Raw genomic sequence first — 15250 nt, 5'->3', positions numbered from 1 at the left:
TCCAGAGATTGAATCTCGGGTTGTAGAAGCATCAGAGTAGGACCGCAAACGGACAGTTTTGCTACCCGGGGGAGCCCTGCGCGTACCGTAAGAGCATGGGGGGCAGTGGCTCGCTGAACAGTCTCGTGACTGCGGCCGCCGCCGAGCTGATGGCGGCAACCGCAGCGAACTCTGCTGAGATCAGTCAACGGGTGCTGGCCAACCTTGTCGACGCATTGGGTCAGGACTTCGGGTTTCTGCGCCACAACGATCACACGATCCGAGCGACGGTGCTTATCGCGGAGTTCCCGCCGCGCAACGCCGATCCCGATCCGATCGCGGTGGTGTATTTCGCCGATGCCGACTCGGTGTTCGCGACTGCCGAACATCTCAAGGAACCCGCGGTGGTTCGTCCGCGTCCGGAAAACGCTGACTATCAGCAGACGATCGAGGAAGGCACCGGTTTTGGTTCGGTGTCTTTGGCTGCCGTGCCGCTGCTGTCCGGAGAAGTGACGACCGGTGTCTTAGCCTTCGGCAAGTTCGGAGATCGGGAGTGGGTCACCGATGAGCTCGACGCGCTGCAGGCCATCGCCACGCTCTTTGCGCAGTTGCAGGCCCGTATCGCCGCTGACACGCAGGTGCGCTGGCTCGCTGAACACGACGAAATGACTGGCCTGTTGAATCGGCGCGCGCTGATCGCGCAGTTGGGCGAACGGCTGGCCCAGGGGATGCCAGGCCCGGTGTCGATTGTATTTCTCGAGGTGGAACGGCTCCGGGCGATCAACGACGTGTTCGGGCAGGACGCGGGCAATCGCTTTCTCGTGACCTTCAGCAACGTGCTACGCGACGGCGCAGACTTTCCTGCCGCGATCGCGCGGTTCGGGGGTGACGAGTTCGTCGTGGCTCCGCATGCACCCATGGATGCTCGAGACATCTTTGCCTGGGCGCAGGAGCTGCATCGTCACCTGCGAACGCAAGCCGACATTCGTAGCGACCTCTTCGGACGCGCTGCCAGTATCGGCGTCGCCACCGGTGTGCCCGGCAAGGACAGCGCATCCATGCTGCTGAGTCGAGCCGACCTGGCGACCCAGTCGGCCAAGAACGCGCGAGGGGTCACGGTCGTTGCCTACACCCCACAGATGGCGGCGAAAAACGCTATCCGGGATGAGATTGAACGGCGCCTGGAGGAGCCCGACGCCGCCAACGATCTGGTGTTGCACTATCTGCCGGAAATCGACCTGCGCACCGGTGAGGTCTTGGGCACCGAGGCGCTTATGCGTTGGCAACACTCGGCTTTGGGGCTGTTGATGCCTGATTCATTCATCGATGTGGCCGAGTCGATGCCGCTGGCCGAGAAGTTGGGCCGTCTGGTAATCCGGGCAGCCTGTGCGGAGTTTGCGCAGTGGCAAGCAGAAGGACTGGTGCGCAATGCCGTTCTGCGCGTTAATGTCTCGCCGGTTCAGCTGATCGCTGAGGGCGTGGTCGAAAGGATCGCAGCAACGTTGAGCGAATTCGGCATCGAGGCCGGTGCGCTATGTCTGGAAATCACCGAACGGGTCGTCGTCGCAGATATCGAGGCCACTCGAAAGACATTGACCGACCTGAAAGACATTGGTGTGCAGGTGGCCGTTGACGACTTCGGTACCGGCTACAGCGCGTTTGACTACCTGACGTCGTTGCCGATCGACGCCCTCAAAATCGACAGGAGGTTTATCCGCGACCTTGGGCGAGATTCGAAGAACCTGGCTGTCGTGCGATCGATCCTGGGCTTAGCCGAGGCATTCGGGCTCGATGTGGTAGCCGAAGGTGTGGAGACCCCGGGGGATGCTCAGGCTTTGCTCGCACTGGGATGCAAACGCGCACAAGGCTTTTTGTTCTCCAAACCCCTACCAGGAGCGCAGATGGGGTTGCTGTTCGCCCGACGCTTCGTAAGCACGGACTTCCTCAACGACTAGATGCAGACTCCCGGTGGCGGTGGCGCTGTGTCACCGAAGCCTTTGTGCCGCAACATACTTGATCGAATGACGAGGCACAGGCGGCTGACCTTTCTATGCCTGCTGCTCACGACTTAAAGTTGCGGGCCGATCAGCTCGCGACCGTTCGCTCTAACGTAGCCAGCGACGCAGCGAGGTAGTCCTCAGCGAAAATGGGCATCGCGCCGACGCGCTCCCGGAAATCCTGCGGCGTGCCGCTCCAGTCGTACGTGAGGGTGACATCCGTGGCATCGTTGTTCGGAGCGAGATCGTAGCGCCAGAACCAGCCGCCGGGAGAGTGCCTGCCCGCGTGATCGAGCACACCCGGCATCCAGGCGATGGCGCGATTCTCCTCGAACACATTGACCAGGTTATGCGTGACGTAGTCGCCGCCGGCCCGTTCGAGGTACATGTTCATTGCGAAGAGCTGTCCGGTACCCGTGATCGGTGCGGTGTCTACGGCGTCACGGACCCAGTCGGTGGGTTCGGTGTTCTGATGGCGGGCAGGATCAACGAGCACAGCGAAGATCTTGGCCGGGGTCGCGGCGACGGTCCGAGTGACAACGTAACGTTCGGCGGCGGGCGTCATGAGTTGCCTTTGGTTCCGTACGCGCGGGCGATATCGGGTGAGTCAAGCCAACCGGAGTACGTGGGACGAGAAGGCCACCCGTCAGGCGAATCGAGCCATTCCTCCTGCCGGCCCCACGGCAGGAGATCGATCAGCCCGAACGAGTGACTGAGCTGCTCGGTGCCGCGCCCGTTTGTATGCCAAGTGCGGTATACCGTGTCGCCGTCGCGCAGAAAGACATTGACCCCGAAGCCTCCGCCGGGTGGTGCGTCCATGTCGGCGGCGAACGGGCTCTCCGACGACGAGTACCACTCCATGCGGTTGCCGACTTTCCGCTTGTAGGCGAGTGCTTCCTCGATCGGTCCGTTGGTCACGATCACGAACCGGGCGTCGTAGTTGTCGAGGAACTCCAGCCGGGTGAATTGCGAAGTGAAACCCGTGCATCCGCCGCACTGCCACTCCGCGCCGTCCGACCACATGTGGTGGTAGACGATGAGCTGGGGGCGACCGCCGAACGCGTCGATCAGGCGGACGGGCCCGTCGACACCGATGAGGGTGTAGTCAGGGATCTCGACCATCGGCAGACGTCGGCGCTGGGCGGCGATCGCATCCAGTTCGCGGGTGGCGGCCTTCTCGCGCTTGCGAAGTTCGTCGAGCGCGGCGCGCCAGTTTTGGTGATCGACGATTGGCGGCAGGGCGTTGGGCATGGCATCCACCTTTCCTCTCGATTGGTCCGTCTGGAAGGTCTGACCGACGGGGCATCCGAAATTAATCGGTGACCACGGTCTTGACCTACCTGCCCGGGCTCGGTTCGATTAATGGATCGTTTCGAGGGGAGGCCCGCAATGAGGAGTTTCGTTCGCCGCCTTGTTCCCGCAGTCATGGCGGCGTTGGCGTCGATGGCGGCCGTGGCGATCGTGACGCCGGCGGTGAGCAAGGCCGATTGCGCGGGCGGCGAGTGGTGGGACCCGACGGCCAAGGTGTGCCGGCCACTCGGTGTCGGACCCCAACCTTTGGCGTGCGACCCGGGCCAGTGGTGGGACCCGACGGCTAATGTCTGCCGACCACTCGGTGTCGGACCCCAACCTCTGGCGTGCGACCCGGGCCAATGGTGGGACCCGGGCGCCAACGTATGCCGTCCGGTAGGCGGCTAACGCGGGCAGACAACTGGATTCAGGAAACCCTCGCGGAGCTCACGCGGGGGCCGGGCGCCAATCGAAGTCAGCAGGTCAGGCCGGACCGCTTACTGGTAGCCCGGCAAATTCGATTCCTGCACATTCTCCCGAGTCCGCTGTTAGGCCGGCGGGGTGTCCTGCAACGATGACTGAGCCCGGTCGCACGAGAATGAAGGAGCCTAGCGATGACGCCCACCAGCATGTTGTGGCTGTTCCCTTTGATCGCGGCGGGAGGTGTGCTGCAGGCGATGGGCGGCCCCATGAACAACGCCCTTCGCGTGTCGCTGGTCAACCCGTGGCTGGCCACCCTGGTGTCATTTGGGCTGATCGTGCCGATCTTCCTCGTCATCGCAGCCGTGTTCGTGCGGCCGCTACCGACTGTCGCCGGTATCGCAGGCATGCCGTGGTGGGCACCGCTGGGCGGAATCATCGGGTCCCTCGCGGTGGTCTGCGGCCTGCTGTTCATCGGCACGATCGGAGCCGGCACCTACGCCGCGTTGACCGTCAGCGCCAACCTCATTACCTCGGTGGTCATCGACCACTATGGGTGGCTCGGCGTATCTGCGCATCCGATCACCCCGACGCGCGCAATCGGCGCTGTCGCGCTCGTGACCGGAGTCATCCTGATCACCAGTAGCTAGCCGACTATCAGTACCGGGGGGGAGACTTAGTAGTGGACGAATTAGTACGCCGTTCAACAACACCCGCGAAAGCGGAGAAGCGAGCGCCGGCCAAAAAGACCCCGGCGAAAAAACCCCCGCCCAAGAAGACTGCAGCGCACAAGGCCCCGGGCAAGAAAAATCCCGCACACAAAGCGACGGCGAAGCAGCCGGGCAAGAAAGTACCGGGGAAGAAGGCTGCGCCCAAAAAGGCACCGCCGAAGAAGGTTCCGCCGCACAAGGCGGATGCCCACCGCCCACAGAAGAAAGCCAAAAAGGCAGCAGGCAAGAAGGGCGCCACTAAAAGAAGTGCTGACCCGCCGCCGAGTCGGACCACCTCGGGACGCCAAGCGCGCAGGACGACATCGCAAAAACCGTCAATGGGATTGCCCGAATTGCCGGCACCGCCCCAGGACCCACTGGCAGTGCTCGGGCTCAAAGAGCCCCTACACCCGGCTGAGTTGCGGCGCGCCTGGCGCGGTTTCGCGGCGCGCCATCATCCGGATCGCGGCGGTGACGCGGTGACGTTCGCCCGTGGGCAGAACGCGTACGACGAACTCCAGCGGCGTTTGCGTTTCGAAGATTAACAAGCCGAGGCGGTCATGCCGAGTTGCAGATCGGCGAGATATGACAGGGGAGTGGCGCTGGTTGCCGCATGGCTTTGGCTGCGCGGCTGGGCCTCTCGGCAAGGGCTGGACATGATCATTCGCTGTTGTGTGAGTTCGGCGCGGTGGCTTCCTGCGACGCGGCCAACGTATTCGACTCAAACCATCAATGCTTCACCTACGCAACGCCTTCGGATCTGTTGGTGAACTGGTTGACGAGTATTTGGAGACGTTCCGACTCGTAGTCAGGGCGTAGTCGGCCGGTGCGGGTAAGGGTGACCATTCCGTGCAGCGCGGCCCAGAACACCTCGGTGAGCGCTTCTGCGTCTTGGTCGTCCGCGACCCCTTCGACCGCTTGGCGCAGCCCAGTGAAGCCCGCCCTCAACGGCGGCGGTGTGTCTTGGGCGGCGAAGCGCAAGGTAGTCGCACGGGTGAACATCGCGTCGTAAACGGCCGGGTTGTCGCGGGCAAAGTCGAGGTAGGCGTGTGCGATCCGGGTCAGGGCGTCGCTGGCCGTGCCGGCGTCCGAGCGGGCGGCCCGGATCACCTCCGCGAGCTCGCCGAACCCGTCGATGGCGACGGCCTCAGCGATTTGTTCCATGCCGGTGAAGTGCTTGTACAACACAGGCTGGCTGTATTCAATCTCGGTGGACAGCCGACGTGTGGTGACGGCGTCCCAGCCTTCGGCCTCCGCCACCGTGCGGGCCGTGGTGATGATCAGCCGCCGGCGGGCGGCCCGCTCCCTCTCACGGCGATCCTCAATAGCCATACCTCACAGTATCACCGCTATAAGTCCTAGCGCTGCTATTGACGTCGAAGAAACGGAGGGTTAGCGTTGCTAGCAGTTACCACCGACGGGAGTTACGACATGATCTTGGACCTGCTCGCCCGCGGCGCCGCACTGATCGCGGTGCTGAGTACCGCGGTGGTTTACGGCACCGACGTGTTCTGCGCGATCGCGCTGCGGCCGGCTTTGGCGTCGGTCGACGACGCTGCCCTGGTCGCGGTGATGGGAAGCGTGCATCGCTACGGAGACCGGCGGATGCCGGTGCCCGGGGTGCTCGGCGTCGTGGCCACCGCGGTGAGCGCAGTGCTGGCCGCGGTAGCCGCGCACTGGGCCCAAGCCATCGCGGCCAGTGCCGCGCTGGGCCTGCTGGTGATCTGGCTCGTGCTCTACACCCAGGTGAGCGCACCCATCAATCGACAACTGACAGCCGCCTCCGACGCCCGGCAACCGCTACCGAGTGGGCGCGCGCTGCAGGCGAAGTGGGACTCGATCATCAACGCCCGCGCGGTGCTGCAAGGTCTGGCAGTGGCCGCTCTCTGCGTGGTGCTGATGATCTGACACGCCCGCCCACCGATGTACCCCAGCCGAATTCAACTGAAGGAGCTCGACTTCGATGTTCCAGCTCAGGATCTACACCCTGCGCTCGCCGCAGGCTCTCCAGCAGTACGCGACGGTGCACTGGGCCCGCCACCTGACGACCTTCACGACATTCGGGGTCGCCACCCACGGTGTGTGGACCGAGCAAAGCGGCGGCGCGAATCGCCTCGTGGCACTGATCCGCTACCCACCGGGCGCCGACCCGGAACACCTCACCCGCCAGATCATGACCAGCCCGGAATTCGCCGACGACATGGCCGGCTTCGACGTCGACGACATCATCGACGTTCAGACGGCACTGCTCGACCCGACCTCGTTCTCACCGATCCGCTGACAAAACCCAAGGAGTTTTCGACATGACCATCACCACCACCATCGGCTACGTGCTCGCCGGACTGCTCGCCGCAGGCATTATCTTCATCGGCGCACGCTTCCTTGTCGCCCCACGCGTCGCCGCCGTCGGCTACGGCGTGCCAGCGGATCTCGGCCAGCCGTCCGCGGACGCCTACCTGAGCGTCAAAGGCGTCCGCGACATCGCCACGGGGCTATTCGTCATCATCCTGATGCTCGCCGGGGCGACGCACCTGGTCGGCTGGGTGATGTTGGCCGCCACGATCATTCCGCTCGCCGATGCGACCATCGTGCTGCGCAACGGCGGCTCCAAGTCCGTCGCCTGGGGAGTCCATGGCGTCACCGCCGCTGTCATGCTCATCACGTCCGCGCTTCTGCTGATTTCCTGAGCAGGACAACGTGACAGCGACATTCACCGACATGACCTTGGACTCGATTACTTCCCACTCAAGGATGCTGGCGCGATAACCGGGTCGATCACGGTCGGGGATCGGACCGATTCACAGATTCTCGCGCAGCCGTCGCCGGACTACAGCCGGTGATCCACCACGTCTTCGAATTCGATTCGGCCACAGCGGTATAAATGTCCGGACGTTGCGTACTACGTTGGTACATCTGACCCACGACTAGTAGCTGATTCTTGACACGAACATGTCACGTGAGGAGCACGTCATGGAACACGCTGTCGTCCTCGGACCGACCGGTCGCGTCGGCACAGCCGTCGTCACGTTCGCCCTCGAAGCGGGCCACCGCGTCACCGCGGTGGCCCGCAACCCCGCCAGGATCGGCGTCTCGCATGAGCGGCTGACCGTCGTCCAGGGCGACACGGTCGACCAGGCCGGCATCCGATCCGTCCTGGCCGCCATCCCGGATGCCACCGCGGTCGTGATGGCCGTCGGTGCCGACCCCCTGCGACCGTCCACCGTGGTCACCGACACCGTCCGCAACCTGGCCTCCGCCATGGTCACGAACGGCCCTCCGCGCTACCTCGGCATCACCGGCACCGCCCAGATGCCTGCCACACTTCTGGGCCGCATCACCCAGGCCGCCATCCGCCGCGCGATCAAAGCCGCCACCGACCACCAGGGCGCCTACGACATCATCACTGCCACCGACCTCGACTACACACTCGCCGCATGCCCCTACATCAAGGACGGCCCGCACACCGGCCGCTACAAGCGTGAACTCGGCAGCTTCCCCGGCGGATTCAAGACCATCACCCCCGCCGATGTCGCTGATTTTCTCGTCGACGAGCTCGGGGCACACCATTACCACCGTCAGACCATCGGCATTTGGAGCTGACTCCGCGCCGGGCGCGGGACGTGCGTGGCGCGGGGCGTGCGGGCCGCGCCGAACGCGGGTCGCCGCCCTCTGGCACCGACCTCGCGTTCATCCCAGCACGCGGGGTCGACCTGTCGGTCCCGATCTGCCGCGCGGCCTTGACTGTGGCGGGGTCTCATCGAAACGCGCTGGTGGGGGGCAGTGCCCGGTTGATTCACCTGGTGCACTGTATGGAAGGACAAGTTGACATAATGTCGCTTATCGGCATATTGCGGCGCTGGGCTTATCCAGTCGAAACGACTTGGCGAGCCGTATCCACGCCCACTTCGTCGACACGGCCATCATGCGCGCCCCCGAGGTGGCCGACGATTACCTCGTCGCCTTGGCTCGGCTCGGCATTCACCGACGCCGTGGAGCCGTGGAACACCGCCCAGGCCACACTCACTGGTACCCAAGGGTGTCGGTGCCACCAACCCGCAACGCCCTACCCCGCGCGCCCCCATTACGTCACCGTGACGTAATGGCCAACCGCGGCTGGATCCGCGCCGAATGCGTTGAGACCGAACCGAACTCGCCGTGGGACGCCCGGGACTGTTCGGTGGCTCGGGACTACGCGCGTTACGTCCGGCCCCGTACTCGACTGGGATCACAACGCCTACTACCAGACTCGCCTGCGGCTTATCCCCCGAAGGAAGACCGAACGGCTTGACGCCAAGCGTGCCTACGACCTATTGCGCTGGCGCAAACCGGAGTAGGCGGATTCCCGCGCTGCACGCCAAATTCGTCACTGTGACGCTATGCGCGTGTAAAGGCCCGTCCGACAAGATGTTTCAGCCCGTCGCGACCACAGACGAAGAGTTCCAGGGTGCCAACCGTTCGGACGAGCCGTTCGATTCCGGCAGATCCTCGCTGACGTCCCACGTCGCCGAAAGCCGCCCCACCCCCAACGCAATCGCGCAGTGCAAGCCGAGCTCTACAAGCTGGTCCTCGGTGAAGTGTTCGCGCAATTCGTCGTACACCGCGTCATCGATAGCGAGATGGTTGGTCGCGAAGAGCTCGCCAAAGCGCAATGCGGCCCGCTCGGCGGCGGAAAGATTCTCCGCGTCGGCCGGCTGCTCCAACGAGCAGACCGCGCCCTCGTCAAGTCCGTCATCGATGGCGCTTTGGTACCGCACCGCAATGCAGCTTCGGCACTGGTTGAAAAAGGCGATGCGCAGCCGCACCAACTCGAGAAGCCGCGGCGGCAGCGTCCCATTGGTGCGCAGCGCGGCGGTCAGGTAGCCGAGCGCTTCGGCCGCCGCGGGAAGGCGGCCGATGATCCCGGCGACGCCGAGGTTGATCCGATCTCCTTGACCAAGGTCTGCTGTCGGTACCGCGGCGAACGCCGCCGAAGGCGCGATTCGTGTCAATTCATCGACTCCTCTAGGTAGCTTGGCCCCGTTGCAGTATTGCCCCCCGCGAGAAGCAACACCACCCGTGTCGGAACCGCCGGCGGCATCGAATCGTCACCGTGATGAAACGTGAGCCACCACCGCGTCAGCCGCCGAACGACGCTCCGTCGAATCGCTCGCGGGTGGCGAGTTCAGACACCGGACGTCGGCGCAGCTTCGTCACTTGGCGCACCGGCTTGCCCAGTGGCACGACGGCCGCGATCGCGAAGTGATCGGGAACGCCCAGAAGGGCTTTCACGCGTTGTTCCTCGGATACAACCATCGTGGTCAGTACGCCCCCGAAGCCTTCGTTGCGCGCGGCCAGCAGAACATTCCAGACGAACGGGTAGACCGAGGCGCCGGGCACTACCGCGATGCGGTCGAGATCCTGATCGGTGGCGGCGACCACGCCGAGATCCAAGCAGGCGACCAGCACCACCTGTGCCTCGCGCAGCGGAGCCGACATCTGCGCGGGCGGCTCTGTTTCCGCGATGTCGGAAGCGGAGACAGCCGTGGGCTGCAACGGGTTCCACGGTGCTTCGCCGTTCGCCAGCTGCGCCGCATACCGGCGGGCGGCCGCAAGCCCCAGGTCCGCCAGCGCCAACCGGGTGTCCTTGTCGCGGACGACGATGATGCGCACGCCCTGCCGGTTACCACCCGTCGGCGCGAACCGCGCGTTGTCGAGGATCCGGTCGAGGACGTCGTCCGGCAGCGGATCGTCGGTGAATTCGCGCACCGCGGAAGTGGATCGCATGACGTCGTAGAGCTCCATGATCACCATCGTGCACCAACCCACGGCGCCGGCGTTCAGGCGGCGTCGTGGAAGATCAGCCCCAGGGCGTAGCGCTGGCCCGAGCGGACCGTGGACACTCCGTGGCGCATCGGCGCGGACGACCATCCCCGGGTCGAGCGGACCGGCCGTTCTCGCGTCGTGAAGATATAGCCGTGTCCGTGCGGCACCATGGTGGCCGTCCCGCGCGACTGTGCGCGGGCCCGCTGCTCGACGAGCAGGAATTCACCGCCCGTATGTGAGACGCCGGGTTCGCTGAGGTTGATCACCACCTGCAGCGGAAAGATGAGTTCTCCGTAAAGATCTCGGTGCAGCGCATTCCAATCGCCCGGCCCGTATTTGAGGAGCAAAGCGGTGGGTTTGGTTTGGTCGGCGCGATGGCACACATCCAGCCATTCGTCGAGAGTGTCCGGCCACGGCGCCTCGCGGCCCAGCTTGGTCCACCAGTCCCTGGCGATCGGCAACAGCCGCGGGTAGAGCGCTTGTTTGAGTTCGTCGATCGGGCACGGATACGGCAGATCGAAATACCGGTACTCGCCTTGCCCGTAACGATGGCGGCCCATGTCAATCGTCTTGCGAAACAGGCTGGCGTCGGCATAGAGGTCGATGAGCGACGCACACTCGTCGGCTGCGAGCAGCTGTGGCAGCAGTGCGCCACCGACCTCCGTCATGTCGGCGGCGACCGCGTCCCAGTCGGCGCCATCAACGCGCCTACGCCATGGCGGTGGCATCAGAACAGTCTGCCCGCCGTGACGGGTGCCGGCTCTTCGAGCTCCAGCAGGAACCGCTTGCGTTTCAGGCCGCCCGCGTAGCCGGTCAGCGACCCGCCCTTGCCGACGACCCGATGGCACGGCACGACGATGCTCAGCGGATTGCGTCCGACCGCCTGGCCGACCTCGTATGCGGTGGTGCCACCGGCCAGTTCGGCGGCCAGCTCGCCGTAGGTCTTCGTCTGCCCGTAGCCGATACCGGGCAACAGATCCCAAATCCGCCGCTGCCGGGGATCGCCGACCAGAGTGACCGGCAGGTCGAACTGCGTCCGCTCCCCGGCCAGGTATTCGAGCAATTGGTCGGCGGCGCGTCTCAACAGTTCGTCGGCGGCCGGCCGCACGCATTCGCCCAGGGCTTCGGCAGTGGGCGGATGCCAATGATGCCGGAAATACACGCCCGTCAGGGCGTCGCCATCGGCGACTACCGTCAGCTCACCCAGCGGGCTATCGATCACTACGTGTCGCGTCGTCATCATCTCACCCTCCTCTCCCGGTAAACGTTGAGTGGTCACCGAATGTGAGATCGCCGTGAATTACGTTGCTTTCGAACGCTTTTCGTAATCAACTAGCCGTCCCTGCAGCTCGGCGTAGGGCACCGACGGCGGCAGTGGCTGCCCGTCACGGACGGCGCGAGCCGCCGCTGCGGCGGCATACAGCCCGGCGCTGTAGGCCACCGAACCGGTCGACACCCGGGCCACGCCCAGCTGCCCAAGCTCGGCGAGCGTCAACCCCGGGACGGGCAGCGTGTTGACGGGCCGCGGAACATTGCGAATGATCTCGGCGAGTTCTGCGCGATCGTTCGCCAGCGGCACGAAGATGCCGTCGGCGCCGGCCTCGACATAGCGAACAGCCCGCTCGATGGTGCTCGTGGGGTTGGCTTGCTCGCCTAACCAATACGTGTCGACGCGGGCGTTGACGAATATCTCGGGATCGCTGTGTTTGATGGCGGCCACTTTGGCGGCCGCCAGGGCGGGGTCGACGAGCCTTTCGTCGGTGCTGTCTTCGATGTTGAGCCCGTCGATCGGTAGTTGTGCGACGTAGTCGGCGACGGCGTCGGGGTCGTCGCTGTAGCCGTCTTCGATGTCGACGCTGAGGAAACACCGCAGCGACGCCAGCGCGGCGGCCAGGGCGACGTTGGCGTCCCGGGTGGCGCGGCCCCCGTCGGGCTGACCGCGGCTCGAGGACACCCCGAAACTGGTGGTGCCGATCGCGGTGAAGCCGTCCGCCAGATACGCCAGTGCCGACGGAACGTCCCAGGCGTTGGGCAACACGAACGGACCTCCCTGATGGTGGAGATCGTGAAAACTCATGGCTTCCCTCCGGCTGGGAGATTGTTCTCCATATTTGTAGACGCTCGAGCGGCCCTCGGCGTGAGATCGAGACTTTGCTTCGGCGCGCCGACCGACAATGGTGGCCGTATGACCAGCATGAAAATGGTCTCTCACATTTCCCCGAGCGCCGGCGTCTACACAGTGAAACTCGTTACCTACCGCGGAGGATCGCGAATGTCGTCGGTGACTCCCACGTGAAGTCCCAACACCAGATCAAGCCGCCGTTCGAGGCTGTGGTGGCGCAGCACGGCGCCACGGTGTTGCGGGTCGCGCGCGCGGTGGTCGGTCACACCGATGCCGACGACGCCTGGTCCGAGACCTTCCTGGCCGCGTTGAAGGCCTACCCTCAGCTGCCGGCGGACGCCAACATCGAGGCGTGGTTGGTGACGATCGCGCACCGCAAAGCCATCGACATCACCCGATCGAGGTCACGGCGGGCCGTCCCGATCGCCGACACCCCCGACTCCCCCGCCGGTGAATGGGCCGATGGCCGCGATCTCGACCTGGACTCCGCCGTCGGTGCACTGCCGCCCAAACAGCGACAGGCGGTCGCCTACCACTACCTGGCCGGGCTCGCCTATGCCGAGATCGCCGAAATCCTCGACAGCAGCGTGGCTGCCGCACGGCGGGCCGCGGCCGACGGCATCGCCACACTCCGACGTACCTATCCGCGTATCGACACCCCGAGGAACAGCCAATGACTACCGACGAACTCACCGAGCACTTCCCCGTCGACCCGAATCACCTCGCGCGCCTGCACGCCCGCCTGGAACGAGAAGCCCAGGACCGCGATCTGCTCGATATCGCTTATCGCACAGTGGATTCCGCAGTCGGATCCCTCCTACTGGCAGCCACGACGCATGGACTGGTAAGGGTGGCGTTCGCCAGCGAAGACCACAATCGGGTGCTGCTGGCCCTTGCCCGGCGAGTCAGCCCGCGGCTGCTGCAGGCACCCGCCCGCTTGGATCCGGTCGCCCGACAACTCGACGAATATTTCACCGGGCGCCGCCACAGGTTCGACATCCCACTGGATTGGTCGCTCTCGCAAGGCTTTCGACGCACTGTGCTGGAGCACCTCAACACCGACGTCAGCTATGGCGCCACGGCCAGTTACGCCGCGTTGGCTCAACTGTCCGGCTCGCCAAGGGCGGTCCGTGCCGTCGGGACCGCGTGCGCGACCAACCCGATCCCGATCGTCGTGCCGTGCCATCGGGTGATCCGCTCCGACGGCACCGTGGGCGCCTACCGCGGCGGGCCCGTGGCCAAGCGCGTCCTGCTCGACCTCGAGCGCCAACCGTGACGACGGGCAAGCCCGCGCGCAACCGCGTCTCACCGCGCGGAGAGATCATCGCCGCCGCCGGCCGCGGCGCGTGGATGGGCAATCGCGGACGGCTGCACCAGGGGCGCGGCACTCGCGACGTCGTGCGCAACCATCAGCACAAAACCTGGATCACCTGCGCCCTGTGCTTCCGTGGCCGGCGGGTGGCGCAGTGGCAGCCCAACCGCTATACGCCGCTGTTCTTCCTCGACGAGGCCGTGGCGCTGGCTGCCGGACACCGCCCCTGCGCCGAATGCCGCAACGGCGCTTACAAAAGGTATCGGACACTGTGGGCCGAAACCCACAGTGGCGCAATGCCTTACGCCAAAGATATGGATGCCCAGCTGCATCGCGAGCGCACCGGGCGGGCCGAGCATCCCATGCCGTGGAGCGCTCTGCCCGACGGGGTTTTCGTCGCCACCGACTCAGGGCCGGCCGTCGTGGCCGGTGGCCGGCTCGCGGTGTGGGACCGCGACGAGAACGTCTATCGGGACAGGCCGCGACGCCCCACCGCGGGGACCGCGTGCGTGCTCACTCCGCCGTCCAACGTTGCGATACTGCGCGCTGGTTATCCCGTGCAGATTGACGACGCCGCCCGCTGATCGCAGGCTGTACTGACGTTGTTTATCGTGTGTATGGTCTACCTGGCTGTCCGGCGCGAGGGAACAGAGAGCATGCCAATGGCAAACACCTTGCCCGACAACGCCTTCACGTCACGCCAGGCACTGGATCCCGATCTGCGCAAAGTCGCCCGCTTCCTACCCAAGGGAAACGCCTTGCAGCGCGGCTACAAGGTCCAGCGGGCGATCATGTATCTCATGGGCAACGCGGGCCGACTCCGCAACGTCCCCGTCGTCGCGGTCAACGAACACGTCAAAGTTCGTGTGCACCGTCCTTCCGGGCTTCCCGCCCCGGCGCCGGCGCTGCTCTGGATCCACGGCGGCGGCACCATCATGGGGACCGCCGTGCAAGATGACAAGTACTGCCGCAAGCTATCTCGCCTTACCGGCGTCAGCGTGGTGGCCGTCGAACACCGCCTGGCTCCCGAGCACCCGTACCCGGCACCGCTCGAAGACTGTTATGCGGCACTGCGGTGGCTGGCGCTTCAACCATGGGTGGACCCGAATCGGATCGCCGTCGGCGGAGCAAGTGCGGGAGGACATTTCGCGGCCGCGGTGGCACAGCGGGCGCACGACCGCAACGAGGTCAAACTCGCCTATCAAATGCTGGTGTACCCCATGCTGGACGACCGCACCGGCGCCAACCGCGACGGGCCCAAGCGGATCATGTGGACCGAGACCGACAACCAGCAGGCCTGGCGGTGGTACCTCAACGGCGCCGACCCTGTCGAGGCCGCGCCGGGACGTCGACGTGATTTGTCCGGGCTGCCTCCGGCCTGGATCGGTGTCGGGACGTTGGACCTCTTCCATGACGAGTGCCTGGACTACGGACGGCGCCTGCGCGAGGCGGGCGTGCCCGTCCACGAGGAGATCGCCCCAGGCGCGTTTCACGCGTTCGACCAGATCGCGGATCAGGCCCCGATCTCGGTGAATTTCTTCGCCAGCCAGCGCGATCACCTGTGGGCCGCTCTGGCCGAACCCACCGGATAACCACCCATTCGACTGCAAAGTGTGCA

At 65.2% G+C, this 15250-nt stretch carries 20 protein-coding genes; 12 read left to right on the top strand and 8 right to left on the bottom strand.

The window, feature by feature from the left end:
* Window positions 1-95 precede the first annotated feature (95 nt).
* Window positions 96-1934: a putative bifunctional diguanylate cyclase/phosphodiesterase gene (locus MNAB215_RS23430; RefSeq protein ID WP_077080912.1), complete on the top strand. Its 1839-nt coding sequence runs from the start codon at window positions 96-98 to the stop codon at window positions 1932-1934.
* A gap of 130 nt (window positions 1935-2064) precedes the next feature.
* Here MNAB215_RS23430 and MNAB215_RS23425 read toward each other — a convergent pair whose 3' ends face one another.
* Both MNAB215_RS23425 and MNAB215_RS23420 read right to left on the bottom strand, forming a co-directional pair.
* The gene (locus MNAB215_RS23425; RefSeq protein WP_077080911.1) at window positions 2065-2541 is read right to left on the bottom strand and encodes an SRPBCC family protein; all 477 of its coding nucleotides are present in this window, start codon (window positions 2539-2541) and stop codon (window positions 2065-2067) included.
* Window positions 2538-3227: a DUF899 domain-containing protein gene (locus MNAB215_RS23420; protein WP_077080910.1), complete on the bottom strand. Its 690-nt coding sequence runs from the start codon at window positions 3225-3227 to the stop codon at window positions 2538-2540. The genes MNAB215_RS23425 and MNAB215_RS23420 overlap by 4 nt, the downstream gene beginning before the upstream one ends.
* Window positions 3228-3365: 138 nt before the next feature.
* Here MNAB215_RS23420 and MNAB215_RS23415 point away from each other — a divergent pair, with 138 nt between their 5' ends.
* The 3 genes from MNAB215_RS23415 to MNAB215_RS30355 all read left to right on the top strand — a co-directional run bounded on the left by MNAB215_RS23415 (window position 3366) and on the right by MNAB215_RS30355 (window position 4941).
* A complete protein-coding gene (locus MNAB215_RS23415; RefSeq protein ID WP_077082270.1) occupies window positions 3366-3674 on the top strand; it encodes a hypothetical protein in 309 nt (102 codons plus the stop codon).
* Between the two features lie 206 nt (window positions 3675-3880).
* Window positions 3881-4336, top strand: coding sequence for a DMT family transporter (locus tag MNAB215_RS23410; RefSeq protein ID WP_083746229.1), 456 nt, complete (start codon window positions 3881-3883; stop codon window positions 4334-4336).
* A 32-nt stretch (window positions 4337-4368) separates the two neighbouring features.
* Complete coding sequence (locus tag MNAB215_RS30355; protein WP_131829167.1) at window positions 4369-4941, top strand: J domain-containing protein; 573 nt, start codon at window positions 4369-4371, stop codon at window positions 4939-4941.
* Window positions 4942-5137: 196 nt separating this feature from the next.
* Here the strand turns inward: MNAB215_RS30355 and MNAB215_RS23400 are convergent, their stop codons facing one another.
* On the bottom strand, window positions 5138-5728 hold the full coding sequence (locus MNAB215_RS23400) for a TetR/AcrR family transcriptional regulator (protein WP_077080908.1): 591 nt from the start codon (window positions 5726-5728) through the stop codon (window positions 5138-5140).
* Window positions 5729-5827: 99 nt separating this feature from the next.
* Here MNAB215_RS23400 and MNAB215_RS23395 point away from each other — a divergent pair, with 99 nt between their 5' ends.
* From MNAB215_RS23395 to MNAB215_RS23380, 4 genes are all read left to right on the top strand, one after another.
* Entirely contained in the window at window positions 5828-6304 is a 477-nt protein-coding gene (locus MNAB215_RS23395; RefSeq protein ID WP_077080907.1) for a DUF1772 domain-containing protein, read from the top strand.
* Window positions 6305-6359: 55 nt separating this feature from the next.
* Window positions 6360-6677 (top strand): NIPSNAP family protein, encoded by a 318-nt coding sequence (locus tag MNAB215_RS23390; protein WP_077080906.1) that lies wholly within the window; start codon window positions 6360-6362, stop codon window positions 6675-6677.
* A gap of 22 nt (window positions 6678-6699) precedes the next feature.
* A complete protein-coding gene (locus MNAB215_RS23385; RefSeq protein ID WP_077080905.1) occupies window positions 6700-7083 on the top strand; it encodes a DUF4267 domain-containing protein in 384 nt (127 codons plus the stop codon).
* A gap of 283 nt (window positions 7084-7366) precedes the next feature.
* The gene (locus MNAB215_RS23380; RefSeq protein WP_165691605.1) at window positions 7367-7996 is read left to right on the top strand and encodes an NAD(P)-dependent oxidoreductase; all 630 of its coding nucleotides are present in this window, start codon (window positions 7367-7369) and stop codon (window positions 7994-7996) included.
* Window positions 7997-8805: 809 nt separating this feature from the next.
* Here MNAB215_RS23380 and MNAB215_RS23375 read toward each other — a convergent pair.
* The 5 genes from MNAB215_RS23375 to MNAB215_RS23355 form a co-directional block, all read right to left on the bottom strand.
* Entirely contained in the window at window positions 8806-9384 is a 579-nt protein-coding gene (locus MNAB215_RS23375) for a carboxymuconolactone decarboxylase family protein (RefSeq protein WP_077080903.1), read from the bottom strand.
* 127 nt (window positions 9385-9511) lie between these two features.
* Window positions 9512-10177, bottom strand: coding sequence for a nitroreductase family protein (locus tag MNAB215_RS23370; protein ID WP_077082268.1), 666 nt, complete (start codon window positions 10175-10177; stop codon window positions 9512-9514).
* Between the two features lie 35 nt (window positions 10178-10212).
* Window positions 10213-10926, bottom strand: a complete 714-nt coding sequence (locus MNAB215_RS23365; protein ID WP_077080902.1) for a 2OG-Fe(II) oxygenase — start codon at window positions 10924-10926, stop codon at window positions 10213-10215.
* Window positions 10926-11441 carry a methylated-DNA--[protein]-cysteine S-methyltransferase gene (locus MNAB215_RS23360; RefSeq protein WP_342743239.1) on the bottom strand — a complete coding sequence of 172 codons (516 nt, stop codon included), beginning with the start codon at window positions 11439-11441 and terminating at the stop codon, window positions 10926-10928. The genes MNAB215_RS23365 and MNAB215_RS23360 overlap by 1 nt, the downstream gene beginning before the upstream one ends.
* A 57-nt stretch (window positions 11442-11498) precedes the next feature.
* Window positions 11499-12275, bottom strand: a complete 777-nt coding sequence (locus MNAB215_RS23355; protein ID WP_077080901.1) for an isocitrate lyase/PEP mutase family protein — start codon at window positions 12273-12275, stop codon at window positions 11499-11501.
* A 215-nt stretch (window positions 12276-12490) separates the two neighbouring features.
* Here MNAB215_RS23355 and MNAB215_RS23350 point away from each other — a divergent pair, with 215 nt between their 5' ends.
* The 4 genes from MNAB215_RS23350 (at window position 12491) to MNAB215_RS23335 (ending at window position 15224) form a co-directional block, all read left to right on the top strand.
* Window positions 12491-12997 (top strand): RNA polymerase sigma factor, encoded by a 507-nt coding sequence (locus MNAB215_RS23350; RefSeq protein WP_245830383.1) that lies wholly within the window; start codon window positions 12491-12493, stop codon window positions 12995-12997.
* Window positions 12994-13596 carry a methylated-DNA--[protein]-cysteine S-methyltransferase gene (locus MNAB215_RS23345; RefSeq protein WP_077080900.1) on the top strand — a complete coding sequence of 201 codons (603 nt, stop codon included), beginning with the start codon at window positions 12994-12996 and terminating at the stop codon, window positions 13594-13596. Before MNAB215_RS23350 ends, MNAB215_RS23345 begins: the two co-directional genes overlap by 4 nt.
* The gene (locus tag MNAB215_RS23340) at window positions 13593-14216 is read left to right on the top strand and encodes a hypothetical protein (RefSeq protein ID WP_077080899.1); all 624 of its coding nucleotides are present in this window, start codon (window positions 13593-13595) and stop codon (window positions 14214-14216) included. The genes MNAB215_RS23345 and MNAB215_RS23340 overlap by 4 nt, the downstream gene beginning before the upstream one ends.
* Window positions 14217-14294: 78 nt before the next feature.
* The gene (locus tag MNAB215_RS23335) at window positions 14295-15224 is read left to right on the top strand and encodes an alpha/beta hydrolase (protein ID WP_077082265.1); all 930 of its coding nucleotides are present in this window, start codon (window positions 14295-14297) and stop codon (window positions 15222-15224) included.
* Window positions 15225-15250: the final 26 nt, after the last annotated feature.

The sequence above is a fragment of the Mycobacterium numidiamassiliense genome (assembly GCF_900157365.1).
Classification (GTDB): domain Bacteria; phylum Actinomycetota; class Actinomycetes; order Mycobacteriales; family Mycobacteriaceae; genus Mycobacterium; species Mycobacterium numidiamassiliense.
Note: the sequence above shows the minus strand (reverse complement) of the source record. Positions and strands in the feature narration are given on the sequence as shown.